Annotated in this window: 2 protein-coding genes; both read left to right on the top strand. The window is 51.6% G+C overall.

The window, feature by feature from the left end; genetic code table 11:
* The first annotated feature begins 691 nt into the window (after positions 1–691).
* The gene (locus QT974_RS33450) at positions 692–985 is read left to right on the top strand and encodes an NAD(P) transhydrogenase subunit alpha (RefSeq protein ID WP_106150865.1); all 294 of its coding nucleotides are present in this window, start codon (positions 692–694) and stop codon (positions 983–985) included.
* Positions 982–2,391, top strand: a complete 1,410-nt coding sequence (locus QT974_RS33445) for an NAD(P)(+) transhydrogenase (Re/Si-specific) subunit beta (protein WP_333472664.1) — start codon at positions 982–984, stop codon at positions 2,389–2,391. The genes QT974_RS33450 and QT974_RS33445 overlap by 4 nt, the downstream gene beginning before the upstream one ends.
* Positions 2,392–2,502: the final 111 nt, after the last annotated feature.

The following is a 2,502-nucleotide window of genomic DNA, read 5'->3' as shown; positions in this document are numbered from 1 at the left end:
AAGTCCGGCAAGTCCGGCAAGTCCGGCAAGTCCGGCAAGTCCGGCAAGTCCGGCAGTCCGGCAAGTCCGGCAAGTCCGGCAGGGGTTGAAACCCCTGCCGATGGAGCAAAAGTCCTCGCTATGAGGACTGAAGAACTCATTAGTCCTCTTCAGAGGACTTGAGCTATGAGCCAGGGAATTCATTCCCTGGCGGACTTAAGGTAAAACCGATCGTCCGGCAAGTCCGGCAGTCCGGCAAGTCCGGCAAGTCCGGCAAGTCCGGCAAGTCCGATAGTCCGGCAAGTCCGGCAAGTCCGGCAGTCCGGCAAGTCCGGCAAGTCCGATAGTCCGGCAAGGGTTGAAACCCCTGCCGATGGAGCGAAAGTCCTCTTAAGAGGACTGAAGACTCATTAGACTTCTCCAGAAAAGCTTGTTTTGAACAGGCAAAATCCTGGTTCCACAAGAAGAATTATTGGAGATTTCTATAGTCCTCTTCAGAGGACTTGAGCTATTAGACAGGGGTTTTAACCCCTGGCGGACTGACGGACGCAACCGGGAACTGACGGACGCAACCGGGGACTGACGGACGCAACCGGGAACTGGCGAACGCAACCGGGGACTGGCGAACGCAACCGGGGACTGGCGAACGCAACCGGGAACTGGCGGACGCAACCGGGAACGAGTTATTTCCAATTACAAATTACCAATTGTTATGGCAGAAGGATTGATTGCAGGTTTAGTGGTGTTTACCCTAGCGTCGTTTGTGGGATTTGAAGTAATTAACAAAGTCCCCCCGACGCTACATACACCTTTGATGTCGGGTTCCAATGCGATTTCAGGAATTGCAGTTTTAGGCGCAATTCTAATTTCAGGCCAAGGTAATGTAACTGTTACTTCGATTTTGGGGACGATCGCGATCGCCCTTGCCACAATTAACGTTGTCGCTGGTTTCTTAGTCACCGATCGAATGCTGCAAATGTTCAAGAAAAAAGAGGTTAAAGCGTGAGCGATTTTTTACCCAGCGGCATTCAACTAGGTTATTTAGTTGCTGCATCTTTGTTTATCGTCGGTTTGAAACAGTTGGGATCGCCCGCAACCGCCCGTCAAGGAAATGTGTTAGCTGCGATCGGGATGTTGATCGCGATCGTCGGTACGTTGCTGGAAAAGCAAGTAGTCAGCTACGAATTGATTGCTGTCGGAATTATCATCGGTTCCATTTTGGGAACAATTATGGCAAATACCGTCGCGATGACGGATATGCCGCAGATGGTGGGTTTGCTTAACGGCTTTGGGGGTGCGGCTTCTGCACTCGTTGCTGTGGGCGAATTCTGGCGCTATCTCAGCATCCCGGAATCGCCGGCACCTGACGCGACAATCACGATTTTGTTGGGCGTGTTGATTGGCGGAATCACTTTCACTGGTAGCCTTGTGGCGTTTGCGAAGCTGCAAGAATTGCTACCGGGTGCGCCGATGACGTTTCCGCTACAACAGCCGTTTAATGCTTTGCTGGCGATCGCACTTTTAGCCGGCAGTGGTTATATGCTGACTAATCCCGAAAATGTGCCGGTATTCCTCGGTTTGGTGGCGATTTCCAATATCCTGGGAATCATGTTTGTGCTCCCGATTGGTGGCGGTGATATGCCCGTGGTGGTGTCGCTGCTTAACTCTTATTCGGGGATTGCGGCGAGTGTGGCTGGGTTCATTTTGATGAACAATATGCTGATTATCGCTGGTGCATTGGTGGGCGCGTCGGGGATTATTTTGACGCAAATCATGTGTAAGGCGATGAATCGATCGCTTTCTAGCGTGTTATTTAGCGCCTTCGGTAGCGGTGGTGGAAGTGCTGCGGCTGCTGGGGTTGCTGGTGGGGCGATCGACAAAACAGTCCGCAGCATCAATCTCGAAGAAAGTGCGATGATGTTAGGCTATGCGCGATCGGTTGTGATTATTCCGGGCTACGGAATGGCTGTAGCGCAAGCACAACACGCCGTGCGCGAGTTAGCCGACGGTTTGGAAAAAATGGGTGTTGACGTGAAATACGCCATTCACCCGGTAGCTGGGCGGATGCCGGGGCACATGAATGTGCTGCTAGCAGAAGCAAACGTGCCTTACCCGCAGTTGTACGATATGGACGATATCAACCCGCAATTTGACGAAACCGATGTTGCTTTGGTAATCGGGGCGAATGATGTGGTGAATCCGGCGGCGCGCCACGATACGGCGAGCCCGATTTACGGGATGCCGATTTTGGAGGTTGATAAGGCCAAACATACGATCGTAATTAAGCGCGGGATGAGTGCTGGTTTTTCGGGTGTTGACAATGAGTTGTTTTATAAGGATAAGACGATGATGTTGTTTGGTAGCGCGAAGGATGTGGTTGCGAAGTTGGTTGCTGAGGTGAAGCAGTTGTAGGATTGCTGATGATTGAACCCGGTTTTTTGGATAAACCGGGTTTTTTTGTTTTTGAGAAACTCGGCGGTTGAAACCGCGTCTACACAAACAAAGTCCGCCTTCGCGGACTAA

Origin of the sequence: Microcoleus sp. BM001215392 (genome assembly GCF_036700185.1) — a bacterium.
Lineage (GTDB): Bacteria > Cyanobacteriota > Cyanobacteriia > Cyanobacteriales > Microcoleaceae > Microcoleus.
The sequence above is the reverse complement of the archived record's forward strand: the minus strand, read 5'-3'. Positions and strand labels throughout refer to the sequence as shown.